The sequence below is a fragment of the Clostridia bacterium genome, assembly GCA_014360065.1.
Lineage (GTDB): Bacteria > Bacillota > DSM-521 > Neomoorellales > JACIYF01 > JACIYF01.
In genome coordinates this window covers 1-19,684 of sequence record JACIYF010000049.1, presented here as the reverse complement: position 1 = coordinate 19,684, position 19,684 = coordinate 1, and the positions used below count along the sequence as shown (strand labels likewise).

Below are 19,684 nucleotides of genomic sequence, written 5' to 3'. Positions count from 1 at the left end.
GCTACTATCTTTATGCCACTGATTATGAGGTAAACCAGTACTTGGCTGAAGTGCTAAGGAATAATGCTGATGTGGTGGTAAGCACCTGTCGTCGCGTATGCGATCTAGCAGCAAGTGCGGGAGTCAATACCATCCTGGTTCAGTCTGGAAACGGTGCCATTTACAGTGCCATCGAGCGGGCTCGGGAGTTGGTTGAAAACATCCATCGGGACCGGCAGAACCGCGAGAGATTTAGGTCGGTGTTGGAGCTGAGCAACGACGGCATCTTGGTCATTAATGAGGAGAAACGGGTTTCCTTCGTGAATCCTTCGGCGGAAAAGCTCTTAAACGTTGAAGCAAGCAAAATCCTGGGCCAGCGGGTGGACAGTTTGCGCCAATCCTTTTTGGGAACCCTCTTGGAGGGCGAGGGGAAGTTCGCCGAGGGGACTAAGGAGATAGGTCACAAGCAGTTCTGGGTCAAGAGCGCGCCCATCAGCGTTGGGAATAGAGAGCAAGGCGCAGTGATTACCTTTCAGAGTGCGGACAGAATTCAGGTGCTGGAGCACAACCTTAGGCGACAGCTTTTCAAAAAAGGACTCGTTGCCAAGCATACGTTTAGAGATATCATTGGTAAGAGTCCTTTGATTAAGGAGACCATCGAGCGGGCCAGAAAATTTGCCGCTACCAGTGCAACAGTACTAATATCCGGCGAGAGCGGCACTGGTAAGGAGCTATTTGCCCAGAGCATACATAACGAGAGCAAAAGGCGCAACGGCCCATTTGTGGCCGTCAACTGCGCGGCTCTACCGGAGAACTTGTTGGAAAGTGAGCTTTTCGGATATGAAGAAGGCGCCTTCACTGGGGCCAGAAAGGGCGGGAAGATCGGACTGTTTGAGGTGGCCCACGAGGGTACCATTTTTCTGGATGAAATTGGCGAGATGCCCTTGCCGTTGCAGGCTCGCCTGCTGCGCGTGCTGCAGGAAAGAGAAATCATGAGGTTAGGTAGCGACCGGGTTATTCCGGTGAACGTCAGGATCATAGCCGCCACCAACCACAATTTGGCCGAGGAAGTGGAAAAGGGCAAGTTCCGCAACGATTTGTACCATCGCCTGGAGGTGCTAAGCCTATACATTCCTCCTCTGCGCGCCAGAAAGGAAGACATCGAGCTGTTGGCCGGTCACTTTTTGAAACAGTTCAGCTTGCGGGAAGGGAAGGCCGTTCCTTCTCTGACCCCTGCTGCCCTAGAAAAGCTGAAGAAATACGACTGGCCTGGCAATGTTAGGGAATTGCAGAACTTGATCGAGAAATACGTCCTCCTGATCGAAAATGACCGGGATGCTGACGACCTAGTCAGAAAGCTGATGAGCGAGAAGATCAGCAAAAACACCAAGGCACCAGACCCAGTCGCTGACACCATCACCGTGAAAGTGGGAGACCTGGAGGATATGGAAAGAGAAATCATCAACCGCTTGCGCTCTGCCGGTTATGGCACCAAGGAGATAGCCAGCCTATTGGGGACTAGTCGGACTACTTTATGGCGGAAGCTGAAGTTTCAATAAAGCCAAGTTTCATTTTGCATCCAAGGGGTTGCAACTTGCAACCCCTTTTCTGATCTAGCGTACCCATGGATCTGAGAATTCCTAAGAGTAGCTAAATTCTGCAACGTCTGGCATGCTATTTGCTATTCCCAAGGTAGGCCGGTGTTCATGGGCCAGCTACACGGATCCACGCCTAATCTTAAAAGGGGGGAAGGCTTTCTCAAAGGAACATGGGCCGGTATGTTGCCGGAACCTATTTGACTAAGATATTCGGGAAGATCATTACCGGTTGGTTAGCGATATGTTTGGACGGAGGGCGATGTTTGCCCCCCTCGGGAATTGCCATCTTAATCGGCATGTCGTTTGTGTTCGCTTTAGCCAGCCAAATAGACAAGGAGGGTGGGAAAATGGAGGTCAAAACCATTGGTGTGGTAGGGGCGGGCAACATGGGGCACCAGATCGCTCTCTGTGCCGCCCTAGCTGGGTATAAAGTCATCTGCACTGACATCGATCTGGAGGTCTTACGCAAGGCTGAGAACTTTGCCGATACCTACCTTCCAGATCGAGTGGCCAAGGGCAGGCTGACCGCTGATGAGGCCAAGGCGGCGCGGTCTCGGCTAGCTTTTACCAGCGACCTGGCGGAGGCAGTCAGTACTGCTGACCTGGTCATCGAGGCAGTAATTGAAAAGTTGGAAGTCAAGCGAGAACTCTTTGCTCGGCTGGACAAGATTTGCCCGGCCCACGCTATCCTCGCTACCAACAGCTCCTATATTGTCAGTTCGAAGATTGCTGATGTTACCAGCCGGCCGGAAAGGGTCTGCAACATGCACTTCTTTAATCCGGCGCTGGTGAATAAGCTGGTGGAAGTGGTCAAGGGGCCTCATACCTCTCAGGAGACTGCGGAAACGGTGATGGAAGTGGCCAAAAAAATGGGCAAGACTCCGGTACTCTTGCACAAAGAGATCTATGGCTTTTTGGTCAACCGCATCGTGTCGGCCATCAGGAGCGAGGCCCTTTACCTGTACGATATGGGAATCGCGTCGTACGAGGATATTGACCTGGCCGTTGTCAATGCTTTGGGTCATCCCATGGGACCTTTTCGGCTTATGGATCTCACCGGCATTGACCTAGCCTACCATGTCGGCATGGAGCGTTATCGGGAGACCGTCGACCCCAAGTATAAGCCCTCGCCCATCGTTGTGGAGAAGTACCTGAAAGGAGAGTGGGGACGAAAGACTGGCAAGGGTTTCTACGAGTACGAATAAAACGACTCTTCTGTTCCTCGCCAGTCGAGGGGCCATGAGTCTTACCTGATATGTGGGCATTGGTCCAGTGCCGGCGGTAAGGAGGCTGCTCTCCAAACTCAACCTCACTTTGGCGGACATCGACCTGATTGAGTTGAATGAGGCCTGGCTGCAGGCTGTGCGTGACCCTGCTTCACGAGATGAAGCGTCGGAATTCGCGTCTGGGCCTGGCTACCCTTTGCGTGGGTGGAGGACAGGGAATGGCGACGGTCCTGGAAAACGTTTGAGGAGGTGAGCGCAGGTGGACTACCAGAACATTTTACTTGAAAGGGACGGACAGGTTGTATTGATTACGTTGAACCGGCCCGAGGTGCGCAACGCTCTGGATCCCCAGACCTGGGCCGAGCTGCGGGCTGCCATTCGGGAGTGCCGCCTTGACCGGGGCGTTAGGGTGGTAATCATAACTGGTGCGGGCGGCAAGGCCTTTGCTTCCGGTGCCGACATCCGGTCGCTGAGGGACCGAGAAACCCTGGAGGTACTCAAGGGCGAAGCCCAGGAGACGCTGAATGATATAGAGAACCTGGATAAGCCGGTGATTGCCGCCATAGACGGCTTTGCCCTGGGCGGCGGATGCGAGTTGGCCATGGCCTGCGACATCAGGATTGCCACTGCCCGGTCGAAACTGGGCCAGCCGGAGGCCGGTCTGGGCATAATCCCTGGTGCGGGTGGTACTCAGAGGCTGCCCAGGCTGGTGGGCATGGGCAAGGCCAAGGAACTGATCTTTACGGGCGACATAATTAGCGCGCATGAGGCCAGGGAAATCGGGCTGGTCAACAAGGTGGTCGACCGGCCGGAGGATTTGCTGCCGGCTGCCAAAGAAATGGCCGAGAAAATAATGGCCAAGGGCCCGGTAGCGGTTAGCCTGGCTAAGATGGCCATCAATGTGGGCGCCAACATTGACATCAATTCTGGGCTCCTGTTCGAGAAGCTTGCCCAGACAGTGGCTTTTTCCACTGAAGACCGCCTCGAGGGAACAACGGCCTTTTTGGAGAAGCGCAGGGCTGAATTCAAAGGCAAGTGAGCCTTCTAAGCTATGCCAATTATTGTTTAAGGAGAGTCAGGAGTTAACCGAGGCTGTTGGCTGTTTTGGAGCGAGGGCTCTTATATAACGACAAGTTGGATAGTGCGCGGCTTGCCGCCTAGACCTTATTAACGCGACGAAAGAAGGTGGAGGTAGAGTGGAAGGCGTTGCTATCGTAGGTGCCGGGCAGACTCCGTATGGCGACTTTCCCGCCCTAGGCTTAAAGGAACTGTTTGCCCAGGCATATTCGGAAATGCTGGCCAGCGTTGACCGGGGACTGGATCCCAAGATGATTCAAGCAGCTTACGTAGGGTGTTTGAGTGCAGGCGGCGGGTTTCAGCTGGGGCAGCTGGCACCACTGTTGATGGGGCATGTGGGTCTGTCCCATGTCAACGCAGTCAGAGTTGAGAACGCCTGCGCTTCTGGAGGGTATGCGCTGTTCAATGCCGCCTGTGCGGTGGCTTCGGGTAAGTATGACTTAGTGCTAGCCGCTGGCGTGGAAAAGATGCGGGATGTTTCTTCTACCAAGGGCAGGTACTGGCTGGGAATATCTGGGGACACCGAGTACGAGCGGTTGGCCGGGTGCACCTTTGCTGGCATATATGCCCTGATGGCCACCAGGTATATGCACCAGTACGGCCTGAAAAGGGAACATCTGGCGATGGTGGCGGTGAAAAACCACCGCCACGCCGCGGCTAACCCGAAGGCACAGTTTCGCCGAGAGATAACTGTGGAACAGGCCATGAAGGGTGCTCCTGTGGCTTATCCTTTCAATATTTGGGACTGTAGCCCTACTACCGATGGGGCGGCAGTAGTGCTCCTGTGCAATGCCAAAATAGCCCGAGATTTCACCGACAAGCCGGTATACCTGAGGGGATTCGGGGCTGCCAGCGACTACCTGGCCATTCACGACCGAGATTCCATTACCGGCCTGGCTGCTACCCGCAAGGCTGCTGCCGAGGCCTACAAGCAGGCCGGTATCACCCCCGGGGAAATAGATTTTGCGGAAGTTCACGATTGCTTTACCATTGCCGAGATCATGGCCTATGGAGATCTGGGTTTTGCCGAGGAGGGTAAGGCTCATTACCTCCTTGAGGAAGGAGTGACCCAGCTGGGAGGAAAGCTACCGGTAAACGCCAGCGGCGGTTTGAAGGCTAAGGGCCACCCCATTGGAGCCACTGGCTGCGGGATGGCTTATGAGATCTTCAAGCAGCTGCGGGGCGAGGCCCAAGATCCCAGCCGGCAGATAAAAAACCCCAGGTTTGCCCTGTCCCACAATGTAGGCGGATCCGGCGGAACCGCGGCTGTTTTCATTTACCAGGGAGGGGATCGGTAATGGCCAAAAGTATTGTTGCTTACGGTTGCTACCTTCCCTTCCTGCGTCTAAAAAGGGAAGAGTACCTCAATGCCCTGGGAAGCTGCGGCGCCGAGATCAGAGAAAAGGCAGTCATGGACGTAGATGAGGATGTCATCACTATGGCGGTGGAGGCGGCCAGGAATGCTACTGCGGGTCTGGACACGGCCGAGATTGGAGTGCTGGCCATGGCTTCGACCAACTTTCCCTGTCAAGAAAAGTTCATGGCCGGGACAGTGATAGAGGCCCTGGGATTAAAAAGCGATGTCCTCACCAGCCACCACGGCTACTCCGGCTTGGCTGGCGCCGAGGCCTTTCTGACTGCCGTAGGCATGCTGGACCAGACCGATCGTCGGTTGGCTGTAGTGGTAATATCCGATGCTCCGGCAGCTGGCGTCTTCGAGGAAATGGATCATGGGTTGGGGGCAGCCGCCTGCGCCTTTGTCCTGGCAAAAGATCAACCGGGCCTGGAGTTTGAAGGGGTATGTGCTCGTGCTGCTGAGTACATGGGCCTGCGCTACCGCTTGCCCGGGGAAACTACGGTCCGGGACATCGGGGTGCGAGCTTACTCCTCTCAGGCCTTCAACGAAACTATTAGGGCCGCAGTTTCGGGGCTGTTGAACCAAGTGGGCAGAAGCCCCACTCACTACCGGCATTTGGTACTGCCCCAGACCGATGTAAAAGCGTCTTTTAGTCTGGCTGAAAAGATGGGCTTTGGCGCAAGTCAGCTTACCGAGAGCCTAGTGTTTGATCAGGTAGGAGATGCCGGGTGCTGTTCCCCATTCTTGGGATTGTGCAAGGCCCTTGAAGGTATGGAGGTGGGGGATAGGGCGTTGCTCTGTTCCTACGGGGCAGGTTCGGGAAGCTATGCCCTGAGTTTTGGTCTCACCGGGGGGTTGTTGCCAACACCAAAGCCAGTTGGCTGGCAGCTGAACCGGAAGAAATATATTAACTATATGCATTATCTTAAGCTGAAAAAGGTTTATGTGAGGTGATCTTATGGGCGCCCATATCTCTATCCCTATGTACCGAAGGACTGTGCCTCAGCGTTACCGGCTAATAGGGAAGAAATGCATGGAGTGCGGGCGAATCAATTTTCCGCCCAAGGCGGTCTGTAAGTACTGCCGGGCCGGAACTAGGTTTGAAGACGTGCCCCTAAGCGGCAAAGGTACCATATACTCATACACCGTTATTGTCGGGGGAGGAGCCCCGCCCGAGTTTTCAGAGGAAGCCTGGTGCAAGGGTAGCTACCCGGTGGTGCTGGTGGATCTGGAGGAGGGCCCCAGGATCATAGCTCAGCTCATTAATCCTCCAGAGGAAGGCATTTCGATCGGTGCGAAGGTGGAGGCTGTTTTCAGAAAGATCTATGAGGAAGAGGGCGTAGTCCGCTACGGCTATAAATTCAGGCTGACGGATGCGAATCCCTGTTAGTACTCGGCGTGGAGGGACACCCCAATGGTGGCCATGGCCCCGCAACCGGGCTGGGCCACCCCTAGTACTTCCCTTTCCTCTTTGTGCCAACTTTGCACTCAGCTAATGTCATGTGCAGGGGCAAGAAGTCCAGAGGAAAAACAAGACCGTCTGGGCAAACCTGCAGCGAATGCCGCGCGAGGCCAACACAATCTCCTTGAAAGTTGCGGCCTCATGCGATATTCTGCTTTCAGAAAAGTTTCTCATGAGACCTCATTCCTCCTTTCAATTCCCACTTCGGAGTGAGGTCTCAGCTTTTTAAGGCCCTTAGCTTTCCATGGGAAGGAATGGCTGCCTAAAAGGCAAAAGCATCCGGCGCGGGAAGGATGGTGAGAGCGCATGTGGGCGGTAAGCGTGGTCCACACAGACGATTCCCTGAGGTGGCAGCGCCGTTTGAGATCCGTTTCCTTTGCGGAGATAAGCGTTGACCCACGCGGCCTGAAGTACCTGTGCCGCAGGGACGTCTTCTCGCAAGTGGGAAGGGTTCTCGATAGCCTGCCGCCAGGCTTGGTGTTTCTTGGGGACGGCAGCTTCCACCACCTCTCCTACCACCTGATAAGGCGCTGCGCTTCCGAGCCCCTGGGCCTGGTGGTCTTTGACGGCCATGGCGACTATCTTCCTGCCCCGGAGGGCTACGTGTCTTGCGGTTCTTGGCTGGCGGAAGCCCTGAAGTTGCCCGGGGTGCATCAAACGGTCCTGATCGGTCCTGAGGACAGGGGTGACCTGCCAAGCAATGTCCTGTGGGTGCCTCCGAAAAGCTCCGAGCAAGTCATTGCCAAGATTTCTGTTCCCACCAGGCGGGTGTACGTGTCCATAGACAAGGACGTTTTGGCCGAGGCGAGCACATACTGGGGTTCCGGGAAGCTAACTCTTGCCGCATTGCTGAGATTGCTCTCATGGGTCTGCGGTCGGTACGAGCTGGTGGGCGCTGACGTCTGCGGCGAGATTGCGCCCCGGGGGCCGTGGGCTACCGATCTCGAGCTTCAGGAGATCAGGCGTAATGAGGACATCAACCTGAGCATCTGCCGCGTGCTGTCCGGCCCGCGGGGTCGGTTTCGGTCGTGCGCGTGAGATCCCCTTGCCGACCTCTTGTATTTCGATCATCTGCCTGCGGGTTGGAGAGAACATGGGCGCGACTTCTCGGGAGGAATGTGCACTGCCTTAATAAATAAAAAGAGAGAAGCAGCCAGAGATCTAGAGCGCGAAGGCAGACGCCGCGGCGGGTCTTCGTCGGCGCTGGGGAGGGAAATCCGGATCTAAGGTGAAGGCCTAGCGCGGCGTGGATCTTGATTGCAGGCAGAGGCAGAGGCTGACAGACGCCAACTCCCCTGAGTAGAGCCCAAAAGAACGCTCCAATCTTATGGACACCGCACCCGACGCACTCCCGTGACCAGCCTAATTGCCTTTCCATGGAACTGAATACTGGATTATTAGGTGTTCCAAATCCAAGTTGTTTACTCGCTTACAAAAGCCCCGCCAGAATGCCCCCGGTTTCAACCGGGGGATGAATGGCGGCCTGGTTTTTCTCTCCGGTCTTGCTATAATTTAAGCAGGCTGGAGGAGATGTTGAATGCAGACGGTGACCCTCAAGGTGAAGCTCCTGCCTCCCAACAGAGGCAAGCTGGAGAAGATGGCCCGCATGCTGGAAACCTACCGCCAGGCGTGCTCCTGGTTCCTGGAGCAGGCCGAGGCTCTTGACACCACCAGCCGCGCCCATTTAAACCGTAAAACCTACCGGCAGGCATGTGAGCTGTTCGACCTCAACCGGGGCACACTCCAGTGCGCCATGCTCAAAGCGCTGTCCGCCAGGCGCTCCTACCTTTCCCGCAAGCAAAGGGGCAAAAAGGCTAGCCTGCCCAAATTTAACCGGACAGTTCCGGTAATGGTGCGACAGGACTGCTACTCCCTCCACCAGCTTCCCTCCGGAACGTGGGTTATTAAATTTCCCGCGTCCTCCGGAAGGAGCCAGATAGCCGTGCCCCTTGCCGTTTCTGTATACCACATCAAAAAGCTCCAGGATCTGGCAGGAGGTTCCTGCCGCCAGGGGTCCATGGAGATATGGCAGGATAAAAGCGGCGAGTGGTACGTGGCCATATCCCTCGTCTACGAAACATGTCTCAACGAGCCGGGCAGCGTAATCGGGGTCGATTTTGGCATCGTCAAGCTGGCCGTTTTGTCCAACAACGTGTTCTTTGACGGGCGAAAGATAAGGTGGCGAAAAGAGCGCTGGGCTGAAAGAAGATCCGCGCTCCAGCGGGCGGGCAGGCTTTCCCGCGTGAAGAGGGAAGCCGGCCGCGAGCGCAGGTGGATGCGCTCCATCAACCACTGCCTTTCCAGGCGTATCGTGCAGATAGCGAAGGCCAAAAGCGCGGCCATTGCGCTGGAAAACCTGCTGGGCATCCGGGAACGGGCCAAAGGCTCCAAGAAGTTCAACCGCATGATGTCGGGCTGGAACTTTCGGGAGCTGGCTTCGTTCATCGAATACAAGGCCGCCCTTGCCGGGGTGTCCGTAATCTACGTCGACCCCAAGGAGACTTCCAAGACCTGTCCGCGGTGCGGGAATGTTTCCCGCTACAACCGGAAAACCCATGCCTGGTTCAAGTGCGTCAGGTGCGGGTACCAGTCCGATGCGGACAGGGTTGGGGCTTTGAACATTGCCGCTAGAGCGCTCGATGCTCTCGGGGCATGACCCCGGGAGAAAGGGGAGCGTGGCACCCCTAAAGGCCAAGGTGATGATCCGGGCAAACCGGGGAATGCTGGCTAACCTGCGGTTGAGCAGCCGCCATCCCGCGACGGGATGCCCCCGATTTATTGGGGGGAGGATGTCACATAATATAGCCTTCAATGGTTTAAACTTACTTTAAATTGTGGGGGAGAGAGCGGTTACGTTAGGAAAAATGTTCCGCAGCTTGTTTTCCCACAGCCCTAGACCAGCTCAGCAGGCGGAGCCTATATCCCGGAACCTAAAAACTAATCTTACGATCATTGAGAGGACCTTCGCTAACGCCCACGATCTGATCGTGTGCGAGTTCACCGTTGGTTCCCCGCCCTTTGACGTTGCTCTCGCGTGCATTAAAGGCTTGGCCGATAAGGAGGCGATCAACGAACACATCATCCACTCCCTGATGAAAGAAGCTCGCTTCCAAATGCAGCCGGGGGAAGCTGGCGCCACTGATTTCTTAAGCTACTTAAAGAGACATGTTGTAAGCATTGCCGAGATCCGCGACCTTCAGACCATCCCGGAAGCATTAGATGGCGTTCTCGAAGGCGGTACGGTCTTATTTGTGCAGGGCTCCAATAGTGCCTTGCTGGCTGGCACCCAGGGTTTTGAAAAGCGCCCTATCTCTGAGCCTGAGACCGAAGTGGTCGTCTGAGGATCGCGGGAAGGTTTCACTGAGCTTTTGAGCACCAATCTTTCTCTCATAAGGCGCAGGCTAAAAACGCCCAGCTCAAGTTGGAACAAATGGCCTTAGGCCGCCAAAGCAAGACCACAGTCTGCTTGGTTTACCTGAAGGATATAGCTGACGAGCAGTTGGTGGCAGAGGTGAGGCGCCACCGCGGGCAACCTGAAAGATGTTCTGGTCCGGGCTCCCTGGTATAATAATTACTTATCCGGCACTCTTTACCGCACCCCCGGCTAACCATGACGTATGGTTAAACGCGCTCGGGGCAATGCTGCTTTCCCCTCTTCTGTTACTACCGCTCCTCGCTCTTGCCCGGAGATTCCCGCAGCAAACCTTGGTTCAGTATTGTCAAGCCTTGCTAGGGCCCATGGGCAAGATTATCGGCCTCTTGTACATATGGTTTTTTGTTCACTTAGGCGCCATCTACTTGAGGCAATTTACCGAGCTCTTCACCAGCGTAACCATGCCCGAAACCCCACCGGTGGTATTTAGTGTGGCTATGGCTGTTCTGGCTGCCGTAGCTGTCCGAAGCGGTCTTGAAGTTATTGGCCGCATGGTGGAGCTTATTGGGCCCTTCGTCTTTTTTTCCGTCAGCTTGGTGGTCCTCTTGCTGGCTAAAGATGTCCGCCTAGAAAATCTACTGCCGGTTATGGAAAAGGGGTTCCTTCCCAACCTTTATGGCAGTATTGCTGTTGTTCTTCGATACGTAGAGATTGTTTTCCTGGCCATGATTAGCCCGTACCTAAGCGAACCCAGCAAGCGAAACCAGGCTGCCATTTTAGGCATCGCCATTATCACCTTTTTTCGGTTCTCGCTCAGGTGGCAGTGCTTGGCCTGTTTGAGGAAGTAGAACCCAAGAACATGACTTTTCCCTTCTTCAGCGCTATGCACATGATCGAGGTTGGTAACTTCCTGGAACGAATTGACGCTATTCACATGAGTATATGGGTTCTTAGCTCATTCATCGCCATCGCGACCTTTTACTACCTGGCAAGTCTGGGTATTATCCAGGTCCTAGGCTTGGAGGATTATAAACCAACAGTAGCGCCTTTGGGGATAATAATCGTTAGCTTATCCTTCCTGCTATTCAACAACCTGGCTGAACTTAACGAATTTCTGACTCGAATTGTTCCTCCATATACGGCCATTTTTCTTGTTTTCTTTCCCTATCTTATGTTATTGGCAGCTTTGGTACGGAAGATAGGGGGCGGAGTATAGCCGCGAGAAAGCGTATCCTGGCAATCATACTCATTTCTAGCCTGGCCCTACTGACTAACGGCTGCTAGAACCGCCGGGAGCTGAACACCCTAGCCATGGTTATGGCTGCTGGCATTGACCAAGACCAGGCTGCGGACCGAGTTACCCTGACGGTGCAGATATTGAAGCCAGACGAAGTCAAACCTCCTGCTGGCCGCATGGGAGGGACGGAAGGCTCAAAAGGGGTCTGGGTAGCTGAGAGTTCTGCAAAAACCATCTTTGATGCGGTCCGCAATTTTGCCTTTGTCACTGCTCGCAAGCTTTTTGGCCCTTCAACCGGGTTATCATCGTTGGGGAGGAGGCAGCCAGAGCTGGCCTTGCTCCTTTTCTAGATTGGTTTAACCGGGACGGCGAAGCCCGTCGCCGGACCCTGATAGCTGTAGCCAGGGGGCCAGCAGCTCCTGCGCTCCGGGCCGAACATGCCCAGGAGAAGATTTCGGCTGTCGCTATAGAAGGCCTGATTCGAGCTGGGGTAGCAACTTCCATGGTGCCAAAGGTTACCCTAAATGATTTCCTGGTGAGACTGACCAGCAAGAGTAGCCATCCCTTCGCTACTGCTATTGAGGTTTTCTCCGAGGAAAAGCAGGAAGAGCAAGGAGGAGATAAGGAAGGAAAGAAGGTCTTGCGCCTTAGGGCCGGCGGTACAGCAGTGTTCAAGAAAGACAAGCTGGTTGGCTGGCTGGATAATGCCGAAACCCGTGGCCTGTTGTGGGTCTTGGGGAAGGTCCAGAGCGGCATTCTGGTCGTTCCCGCACCAGGGGGGCCATGAGGGGAGAATCAGCCTGGAGATCATCCGGGTCAGCAGCAAGGTCGAGCCAAGAATTGAAGCCGGAAGGCTTGGCATCACGGTTAAGGTGGAAGAGGAGGGCAATATCGGAGAGCAAATGGCTAACGCCGACCTGACCCAGCCCCAACAGTTTCAGCTCCTGGAGCAAGCCAATCCGAGGCGATAGAAAGGGAAATCCGAGCCGCAGTCCAAAAAGCTCAAGGTTGGGGAACAGACATTTTTGAATTTGGCGAGGCTATCCATCGCAAATACCCCATGGTGTGGGCTGATCTGGAAAAACGCTGGGCCGAAGAGTTTCCTTATGTTGAGCTAAGAATAGAGGTAGACGCCAAGCTGCGCCGTATCGGCTTAAGTACCAAGCAAATTGACCCCTTTTTTGCATTGAATTTTGACCCCCTTGGGTAGGCATCAGCTTATGGGCGATCCCCTACCCTGCGCCCACGGTAGGGAGGTGCTGGTGTAATGGTCAAAACTACGTGGTAGCCAGTCTGTACCAACGGTCAGATCGAAGCTGATATATTGCTTGCAACGGTAGTCTCTTCTGTGTTTTAATGTTGAAGTAGGGCTAGAGGGTTGTTCTGTGGAGGTGGCAACAGTGGAGTTGGTACGGAAACAAGTCTATATCCCACCCGACATGGACAGGATCATGAAACAAGTGTGTTCGGCTAAAAAACTATCCGAATCGGAAATCATACGGCAGGCGCTTGAAGCGTACTTGAAGGAGCATGGGATTAAGAGCGAGGACGATCCCATCTTGAAAACTGTTGGCATTGGAGCTAGCAAGGGACGTGGCACTGGTTCTGTGAACCACGATGAAATCTATGACCATGTTTACTAAACTCTTTATCGATACCGGCGGCTTTGTTGCTTTGGCTGATCGAAACGATATGCACCATGATCGCGCGGTCGAATTTTACCGCGCCCTTTCCCGAGACATCCAGCGGATTACTTCTTTACCTGTCATTAGCGAAAGCTATGCATGGATCCTGTATCACCTTGGAGGGCAACAAGCCAGGCAGTGGCTGAGATATGTGGAAGAAGCGGAAGCGCAGGGTTTGCTCTCTGTAGTCTACCCGGACCGAGAACTGGAGAAAAAGGCCCGCCAGATAATCTACCGCTTTGAGGACCAAGACATTTCCTACGTCGATGCCCTTACTCTAGCAATTCTCCAGTCTAATTCAGAGATCGATGCGATTTTTTCTTTTGACCGCCACATGCTATTGGCCGGTATCTCTGTTTTGCCTGGGGCTCTTAAAGTGAAACGGTAATAATGGTGCGAAGCGACATGGAACGAGCGCGGAGCATTTATTTGGACAACCCCAGGCGGTCTATTCGCTTACGGTGGTTGCTGTTCCTTTTCACGGTTGCGTATCTAGCGGACCTTGCTACTCCGGCGTCTGCCAGGGGAACCAAAGTATTTTCTTTGAAATGTTTAGAAGGAGATTCTTGTCGAGTGCAGAAGTATTATATTCGCACATAATAAAAACTATTTTCATAGAATGGAAAGGTGAAGCTGGTTGCCATCAGAGCAAAGACCTGTGAGAGCAGTAGAGCGAGCTCTCGATATCCTGGAGTGCTTTACAAATACGACTGATTTAACGCTGATGGAAATAGCTGAAAGAATTGACCTCCCGGCTAGTACCGTCTACCGGCTGGTGTCCACGCTGGCTGAAAGAGGATATCTGATGCGGGACGGCGCAACTAACAGGTATTCGCTAGGACCGTCTGTAGCGCTGCTTGGCAGCAAGAGCTTTAAGCATCTGGACGTGAGGAAAGTTGCTTTACCTGTAATGAAGGATCTTGTAGCGAAGACCGGGGAGAGCGTGTCGCTTTACATGGCAATTGGCGGCAAGAGAGTCTGCGTAGAAAGGGTGAACAGTCCCTTAAGGCTACGCCGGGTGGTTGAGGTAGGTGAACAGCTTCCACTCACTAGAGGAGCAGCGGGAAAAGTTCTACTTGCCTACCTCAACGACTCTGTCAGGTCTCAGGTGGAAAGCACTGAGGGGTACACAGTTGACAGAGGGGAGCTCGAGCGGATAAGGGAAAAAGGTTATGCTGTAAGCCACGGGGAACGCGAGGAGGGAGTCTCTGCAGTAGCTGCTCCGGTTTTCGACACAACTGGCAGCGCTGTCGCAGCGCTTTCCATGTCGGGCCCTTCGTTTCGCTACACCGAAGAGCGAGTCGGGGCATACGTGAGGGCCATAATTGAGGGCGCAGAGGCAGTTTCCCGGAGCCTGGGGTTCAGAAACTGAAGCAGTTCATTGCCGAAAAAACAAAAAGGAGGTGAATAGTACCCGTCTAGTGAAAATAATTTTCATCACATGGCAATGGGCAGAGCCAATGGAACAGGCTCAGGGGCTGTCGTTTTAAAACCTAAGCTAGGAGGGCAGAATCTCATGAATAAGAATGGTTGGTGGAAGCTGTTCCTGGTAATTGTGGTGCCGATAGCCATATGGTTCAGTCCAACTCCATCCGGCCTAGAGGTTAAAGCATGGCACATGTTTGCGATTTACGCTGGGGCCATGCTGGGGATAATTCTCCGGCCGTTTCCAGAGCCAGTGATTGTGCTTCTTGCAGTTGCTGTGGCTGGCCTGCTCTTCAACAGCCCGAAGCTCGCCCTAGCCGGGTTTGGCAATTCGACGGTATGGCTTGTTTTCTCAGCATTTCTCTTGAGTCAGGCATTTATCGACACCGGCCTGGGGAAAAGGATATCTTACGTTCTCCTCAAGTACTTTGGAAAGTCGACGCTCGGGGTGGGGTACGTGGCAGCGGTCACAGACCTGATAATCAGCCCCGCCACCCCGTCCAACACCGCCCGTTCCGGGGGAGTGGTATACCCGATATTCAGGAGCCTAGCGGCCACCCTGGGCTCCGAGCCGGGGCCGACTGGTCGGAAGATTGGCTCCTACCTTACCATCTTGATGTACCAAATCAGCCTGACCACAGGAACCCTGTTTCTGACGGCTATGGCTCCCAACGCCCTGGTAGCTTCCTTTGCGGCTAAGATTCTTCACGTCGACCTCAACTGGGGCGTATGGGCCATGGCGGCAGCTGTTCCTGGCCTGCTCATCCTATTCGCCCTTCCGTGGCTGGTCTACAAGGTATATCCTCCAGAGATCAGGCAGGTTTCTGATAGCGCTCGCATTGCCCAGAGCGGGCTTGCCGAGCTTGGAGCGATGAAGTGGCAGGAAATGGCGCTGGCGGTGCTGTTCATCCTGGCCATTGTCGCCTGGGCTACAACTCAGGTTACCGGCATAGATGCCACTATGATTGCCGTGGCTTTTGTTGCCCTGTGCCTGGTACTCGGGGTTACAAAGTGGGACTCGGTCCTCACTTCTGGGGGGGCCTGGAGCACGCTCATCTGGTATGGCGGCATTGTTGGCCTTGCTTCTGCTCTATCCGATGCCAAGTTCTTTGAGTGGCTGGCGGACGTTCTGGGCCGCAGCCTGGGACTTGCCGGGTGGAACCACGTGCTGGTGCTGCTTTTCCTCCTCGTGCTCAGCCTGGTGGTGCGATACCTGTTTGCGTCCACGGCCGCGTATGTAGCGTCATTCATCCCGGTCCTTTACTCGATGGCGCTATCGGCTAATGTCAGCCCCATGGTTGCTGCCCTGCTGATTGCCTTCTCTTCAGGGTTTGGATCGTTGCTGACCCATTACGGTGGCGCTCTGGGCCCCGTTTTGTTTGGCACGGGCTATGTGGACCAGGCAACCTGGTGGAAGATCGGTATTATCGTGGTGGCTTTTAGCAGTCTGGTCTATCTGGTAATAGGCATGCCTTACTGGAGGCTAGTCGGGCTGTGGTAATGAACTTGGAACCAGCCAACACAACACAATCTGAATCGCGGTAGGGAGGTAGCTTAGTTGAAGAAGACTACTTTGCTTAAGAAGCTGCTGAATGATGAGGAGATTTTGGTAATGCCGGGAGCTTACGACTGCATCTCGGCCAAGCTGGTGCAGTATGCGGGTTTCAAGGCCGTGCAGTGCACCGGGTACGGGTTTTCGGCCAGCCTTCTGGGTCAGCCGGATGTAGGGCTGCTTTCTTTTGGAGAGATGCTGATTCATACGAAAAATATAGTTCAGGCCGTTGACATTCCGGTAATGGCTGATGGCGACACCGGGTATGGCAACCCCATCAACGTGGTCAGGACTGTTCGCGAGCTCGAGCTTGCTGGTGCGGCGGGCGTGAACCTTGAAGACCAGGTGTGGCCGAAGCGGTGCGGCCATATGTCCGGAAAAGAGGTTATTCCGCTCGAAGAGATGGTCAAGAAGATTGAGGCTGCCGCGTGGGCGCGGAAGGACAAGGACTTTGTTATCAACGCCCGGACCGACGCCAGGGCGGTTTACGGTATTGAGGAAACCGTGCGCCGCGCCCGCGCCTACTGGGAGGCCGGGGCTGACCTCATCTTCATCGAGGCCCCCCAGGACGTTGAGGAGCTAAAGTATTATGCAGACACACTGATCAAAGCAGGCATCAAGCTGAGCGTTAATATGCTGGACGGCGGCCGCACTCCCCTCCTGACATTTAAAGAGCTTCAAGAAATGGGGTTTGCCCGGGTGAGCGTGCCTGTGATGACCACGTACGCCGCCGCCAAGGGCATCCTGGAGGCGCTTAACCAGCTCAAGCGTGACGGCACCAACAGATACCTGCAGGATCGGCTGATCCCGTTCAGCGAGTTCAACAAGCTCATAGGCCTTCCGGAGATCCGGGCCATGGAGGCTATGTTTTTGACCGAAGAGGAAATAAAGGACAGGTATGGGTCTGCAGAGGACCTGGAAAGAGAAAAAGAATTGGGGAGGTAACGCCGGGAAGATGCTGGACATTCTACTGAGGGGTGGTCGTGTAGTTGATCCTCTCCAGGGTATCGATGAAGTGCTTGATATCGGAATCGCCGGTGGCCGGATTGCCTGCTGCGGCCGGGAGGTTGCAGGGGAGGGAGCCCGCGAGGTAGTTGACTGCCGGGGGTATGTGATTACTCCAGGGCTCATCGACTTCCACGCCCACTTCTTCTGGCAGAAGTCGTCACTGGGCATCTTTCCTGACCCAACTTACCTGCCCACCGGGGTTACAGGCGCAGTTGAAGCCGGGAGCGCCGGAGTAGCCGACCTTGAGCTCCTTTTGCTCAGCCTGTCGCAGACCATCATCACTTCGCGGGCTCTTGTTTACCTTTTTCCCGAGGGGCTTGAGGCAGCAGTTGGCCGGGGTGAGGTAGCAGCGGCAGATGTTGAGAGGCTGGCGCGGGAAATCGCTGCTCACCGCGACCGGCTGCTGGGGGTAAAACTGAGGCTTAGCCGGGGCGTGGTTCCCGGGGACGGCTTGGAGCTCCTTCGTACGGGTTTGGAAGCGGCTGAAAGGAGCGGCACCCGCCTTGTCGTCCATGTAACTAATCCGCCCTGCCCGCTTGAGGAGATCCTGCAGCTTCTACGTCCGGGCGACATTGTGGCACATGTTTATCACGGGCGTGGCGACACCATACTTGACCCTGCAGGCTGTATCAAGGAGCAGGTTTGGGCAGCCCGGAAGAGAGGAGTTTTCTTTGACGCTGCTAATGGCAACAACCACTTTAGCTTTGAGGTGGCCCGAAAGGCGATCGAACAGGGTTTTCTCCCCGACGTGATAAGTACGGACCTTACGGCGAAGACCATGTGGCTGCCTAAGGTATACAACCTGCCGCACGTTCTTTCCAAGTACCTGGCCATGGGATTGAGTCTGGGAGACTGCATCTACCGTGCCAGCACCGTTCCTGCAAGGCTGATGGGGCTCGGCAATGGGTGCGGTACCCTGAAGGAGGGTTCAGCGGCTGATGTAGCAGTGTTTAAGATGGAGCGCGCCGGACGAACCTATTACGACTCTGCCGGCGCAGCTCTTACCGCTTCCACGGTATTGGTTCCGGTGCTTACAGTCAAGTCCGGGGTAATAGTCTACCGGAGCCAGCTTCTTTGAGTGCAGTGCTGGTGCTTACGGGTATATTCACGCCCATGGGCCGTCGGGCGGACCCGGCGCTCTAGGAGGTGCCGGGCCCCTCTGCCGGTCCAAGGATGGATACCTGCTTTTGAAAGGTGGTGTTTTTATTATGGCAGTAACCGTAGGTACGCGTGACCGGGGTGACTGCGAGGTAGTTTATGACCTCGAGGGTACGCCAGGGGTTTTTATCCAGGGACCCATGAGCAATCGCTTCGAGTCCGCGGTCCGGCAGGTGGCAGAAGAGGTCCTTGCTCTGTGCGGGGCCGGTGGCCGGCTGGATATCTGGTTTAACGGTGCCTTCGACTGGGTGGTGCGAGCGCGCGTGAGAGCAGCTCTTGTCTCGGCCGGAGCAGTCGATGACTTTCCTGCAGGTGGGCCAGGGAAGCATTGTCGGCCGCAGAAAAAGCTTTTAAGGTCGCTCCTTTATGTGCCAGGTGACAGACCCCACATGATAGCGAACAGCGGCAGGTATAGGGCCGATGCTGTTGTCCTCGATCTGGAGGACGCGGTGGATCTGGCTCACAAGCTGGAGGCCAGATACCTAGTGGCAGAGGCAGTAGCCAGTGCTGAGTTTGGAGGCTCGGAGGTCTGGGTGAGGATCAATAGTCTGGATAAAGGCGGACGAGAGGACCTTAAAGCGGTATTACCCTGGGGGGTAAATGGAGTAAGAATTCCCAAACTCGAGCGGCCTGAGCAGGTCATGGAGGTAGTTGAGGTAATACAAGGCTGCCACTGCCCCTCGGTTGCGCTTAGCCCGGTGATTGAGAGTCCGCTGGGCATTCTGAATGCTTACGCGATTGCCAGCGCCTCGCCTCTCATCCGGGGGCTGTCATGGGGTGGAGAGGACTTAAGACTGGCCATTGGGTGCAGTCGCGGCGCAAATCTGGACCATTTCCGTTGGGAAATCATTCTTGCCTGCAGGGCTGCTGGAGTTGCTGCCTGGGATACTGTGTTTGCGGTCGTGGATGACGCTGATTCTTTCAGATCTGATTGCATCCGGTCGGCGGAAATGGGCTTTAACGGGCGCTCGGTAATCCACCCGGCCCAGATTGGCATAGTGCACGAGGCATATAAGCCCCGGCCGGAGCAGGTGGAGTGGGCCCGGCAGGTTGTGGAATCTGTGGGCCAGGCTGGTTCCGGCGCGGGGGTTGGAGTCGTTAGCGGACAAATGGTCGACCGGCCGATCATACTGCAGGCTATGCAGATCCTGGAGGCGGCTGGCGAGACGTCCTGAGAGGAGGCTGAGGCTGCAGCCTGAAGAATAGTGTAAAGGCAGAGCGCGCTCTGCCCGGACGAGATTGGAAGCCATTGGAGGGGCAAAACGTGGGCGGAATCTCTGACGCAAAGGTGCTGGGAACGCTGAGGGAAGCGCTTGAGGCTGTTGGTCTCAGGAATGGAATGACCATAAGCTTCCACCATCACCTGAGAAACGGTGACCGGGTTTTGAACCTGACTATGCAGGCGATTGCGGAAATGGGCATTGGCGATCTCACTGTGGCTTCCAGCGCGTTTTTCCCGGTGCACAGGCCTATCATAGAGCATATCCGGCAGGGCACCGTTAGCGGATTGACCGGCGGGTGCAATGGCCCGATAGGGGAGGCGGTCT

24 protein-coding genes and 2 pseudogenes are annotated in these 19,684 nt (G+C 55.2%); all 26 read left to right on the top strand.

The annotated features are described in order from the left end of the window. Positions 1-1,538 (top strand): sigma 54-interacting transcriptional regulator (locus H5U02_08690; protein MBC7342509.1); only part of this gene is annotated, 1,538 nt, incomplete at its 5' end. A 386-nt stretch (positions 1,539-1,924) separates the two neighbouring features. Next, on the top strand, positions 1,925-2,782 hold the full coding sequence (locus H5U02_08685) for a 3-hydroxyacyl-CoA dehydrogenase family protein (GenBank protein ID MBC7342508.1): 858 nt from the start codon (positions 1,925-1,927) through the stop codon (positions 2,780-2,782). Between the two features lie 49 nt (positions 2,783-2,831). After that, positions 2,832-3,048 (top strand): annotated as a pseudogene (locus H5U02_08680) (acetyl-CoA C-acyltransferase). A gap of 14 nt (positions 3,049-3,062) precedes the next feature. Beyond that, on the top strand, positions 3,063-3,842 hold the full coding sequence (locus H5U02_08675) for an enoyl-CoA hydratase/isomerase family protein (GenBank protein ID MBC7342507.1): 780 nt from the start codon (positions 3,063-3,065) through the stop codon (positions 3,840-3,842). Positions 3,843-3,999: 157 nt separating this feature from the next. Further along, entirely contained in the window at positions 4,000-5,178 is a 1,179-nt protein-coding gene (locus H5U02_08670) for a thiolase domain-containing protein (protein ID MBC7342506.1), read from the top strand. Beyond that, positions 5,178-6,191 carry a 3-oxoacyl-ACP synthase gene (locus tag H5U02_08665; GenBank protein MBC7342505.1) on the top strand — a complete coding sequence of 338 codons (1,014 nt, stop codon included), beginning with the start codon at positions 5,178-5,180 and terminating at the stop codon, positions 6,189-6,191. The genes H5U02_08670 and H5U02_08665 overlap by 1 nt, the downstream gene beginning before the upstream one ends. A 4-nt stretch (positions 6,192-6,195) precedes the next feature. Next, a complete protein-coding gene (locus H5U02_08660) occupies positions 6,196-6,627 on the top strand; it encodes a Zn-ribbon domain-containing OB-fold protein (protein MBC7342504.1) in 432 nt (143 codons plus the stop codon). A gap of 378 nt (positions 6,628-7,005) precedes the next feature. Next, positions 7,006-7,737: a hypothetical protein gene (locus H5U02_08655; GenBank protein ID MBC7342503.1), complete on the top strand. Its 732-nt coding sequence runs from the start codon at positions 7,006-7,008 to the stop codon at positions 7,735-7,737. A gap of 499 nt (positions 7,738-8,236) precedes the next feature. Beyond that, positions 8,237-9,355: an IS200/IS605 family element transposase accessory protein TnpB gene (gene tnpB, locus H5U02_08650; protein ID MBC7342502.1), complete on the top strand. Its 1,119-nt coding sequence runs from the start codon at positions 8,237-8,239 to the stop codon at positions 9,353-9,355. A 208-nt stretch (positions 9,356-9,563) separates the two neighbouring features. Continuing rightward, the gene (locus tag H5U02_08645) at positions 9,564-10,040 is read left to right on the top strand and encodes a spore germination protein (protein MBC7342501.1); all 477 of its coding nucleotides are present in this window, start codon (positions 9,564-9,566) and stop codon (positions 10,038-10,040) included. Between the two features lie 3 nt (positions 10,041-10,043). Next, a pseudogene (locus H5U02_08640) lies at positions 10,044-10,139 on the top strand (spore germination protein). Further along, entirely contained in the window at positions 10,130-10,267 is a 138-nt protein-coding gene (locus H5U02_08635; GenBank protein MBC7342500.1) for a spore germination protein, read from the top strand. Before H5U02_08640 ends, H5U02_08635 begins: the two are co-directional and overlap by 10 nt. After that, positions 10,240-10,920 carry a GerAB/ArcD/ProY family transporter gene (locus H5U02_08630; protein MBC7342499.1) on the top strand — a complete coding sequence of 227 codons (681 nt, stop codon included), beginning with the start codon at positions 10,240-10,242 and terminating at the stop codon, positions 10,918-10,920. Before H5U02_08635 ends, H5U02_08630 begins: the two co-directional genes overlap by 28 nt. Continuing rightward, positions 10,896-11,288 (top strand): GerAB/ArcD/ProY family transporter, encoded by a 393-nt coding sequence (locus H5U02_08625; GenBank protein MBC7342498.1) that lies wholly within the window; start codon positions 10,896-10,898, stop codon positions 11,286-11,288. Before H5U02_08630 ends, H5U02_08625 begins: the two co-directional genes overlap by 25 nt. Before the next feature lie 95 nt (positions 11,289-11,383). Further along, entirely contained in the window at positions 11,384-11,659 is a 276-nt protein-coding gene (locus H5U02_08620; GenBank protein MBC7342497.1) for a hypothetical protein, read from the top strand. Positions 11,660-11,844: 185 nt separating this feature from the next. After that, positions 11,845-12,096 (top strand): hypothetical protein, encoded by a 252-nt coding sequence (locus tag H5U02_08615; protein MBC7342496.1) that lies wholly within the window; start codon positions 11,845-11,847, stop codon positions 12,094-12,096. Next, positions 12,014-12,280, top strand: a complete 267-nt coding sequence (locus H5U02_08610; protein MBC7342495.1) for a hypothetical protein — start codon at positions 12,014-12,016, stop codon at positions 12,278-12,280. The genes H5U02_08615 and H5U02_08610 overlap by 83 nt, the downstream gene beginning before the upstream one ends. Continuing rightward, positions 12,277-12,519: a hypothetical protein gene (locus H5U02_08605; GenBank protein ID MBC7342494.1), complete on the top strand. Its 243-nt coding sequence runs from the start codon at positions 12,277-12,279 to the stop codon at positions 12,517-12,519. The genes H5U02_08610 and H5U02_08605 overlap by 4 nt, the downstream gene beginning before the upstream one ends. Positions 12,520-12,709: 190 nt before the next feature. Then, positions 12,710-12,952, top strand: a complete 243-nt coding sequence (locus H5U02_08600) for a ribbon-helix-helix protein, CopG family (GenBank protein ID MBC7342493.1) — start codon at positions 12,710-12,712, stop codon at positions 12,950-12,952. After that, entirely contained in the window at positions 12,936-13,382 is a 447-nt protein-coding gene (locus H5U02_08595; protein MBC7342492.1) for a type II toxin-antitoxin system VapC family toxin, read from the top strand. Before H5U02_08600 ends, H5U02_08595 begins: the two co-directional genes overlap by 17 nt. 249 nt (positions 13,383-13,631) lie before the next feature. Then, complete coding sequence (locus tag H5U02_08590; GenBank protein ID MBC7342491.1) at positions 13,632-14,366, top strand: IclR family transcriptional regulator; 735 nt, start codon at positions 13,632-13,634, stop codon at positions 14,364-14,366. A 144-nt stretch (positions 14,367-14,510) separates the two neighbouring features. Continuing rightward, positions 14,511-15,920, top strand: coding sequence for a DASS family sodium-coupled anion symporter (locus tag H5U02_08585; GenBank protein ID MBC7342490.1), 1,410 nt, complete (start codon positions 14,511-14,513; stop codon positions 15,918-15,920). A gap of 57 nt (positions 15,921-15,977) precedes the next feature. Next, positions 15,978-16,916 carry an isocitrate lyase/PEP mutase family protein gene (locus H5U02_08580; protein ID MBC7342489.1) on the top strand — a complete coding sequence of 313 codons (939 nt, stop codon included), beginning with the start codon at positions 15,978-15,980 and terminating at the stop codon, positions 16,914-16,916. 10 nt (positions 16,917-16,926) lie between these two features. After that, the gene (locus H5U02_08575) at positions 16,927-18,057 is read left to right on the top strand and encodes an amidohydrolase family protein (protein MBC7342488.1); all 1,131 of its coding nucleotides are present in this window, start codon (positions 16,927-16,929) and stop codon (positions 18,055-18,057) included. A 130-nt stretch (positions 18,058-18,187) separates the two neighbouring features. After that, entirely contained in the window at positions 18,188-19,312 is a 1,125-nt protein-coding gene (locus H5U02_08570; protein ID MBC7342487.1) for a CoA ester lyase, read from the top strand. An 89-nt stretch (positions 19,313-19,401) separates the two neighbouring features. Continuing rightward, a partial coding sequence (locus tag H5U02_08565) for a citrate lyase subunit alpha (GenBank protein MBC7342486.1) occupies positions 19,402-19,684 on the top strand: 283 nt, incomplete at its 3' end.